1 protein-coding gene is annotated in these 217 nt (G+C 46.5%); it reads left to right on the top strand.

Annotated elements, in window-relative coordinates; genetic code table 11:
• Positions 1 to 217, top strand: a 217-nt coding sequence (locus FGF67_RS17400) for a hypothetical protein (RefSeq protein ID WP_158293262.1), incomplete at both ends; no start/stop codon positions are given.

Raw genomic sequence — 217 nt, 5'->3', positions numbered from 1 at the left:
ACGGGAGGTACGGTAACCATTACCTGGACGGTAGAAGATATCTGTGGCTCTACTAATCCTACTGCTACATATACCCTAACACAACCGCAAGCAGTAAGCTATGATGCGCCTAGCGATGATAGTGCTATTGCTGCTGAATTTGATGATCCTAATCCTGCTACAGCACAAGCCAACCTAGATGCTGATATCGCGGCTTGGGTAACGACGCAAACTAATA

It is taken from the genome of Allotamlana fucoidanivorans (genome assembly GCF_006265225.1).
Lineage (GTDB): Bacteria > Bacteroidota > Bacteroidia > Flavobacteriales > Flavobacteriaceae > Allotamlana > Allotamlana fucoidanivorans.
Note: the sequence above shows the minus strand (reverse complement) of the source record. Positions and strands in the feature narration are given on the sequence as shown.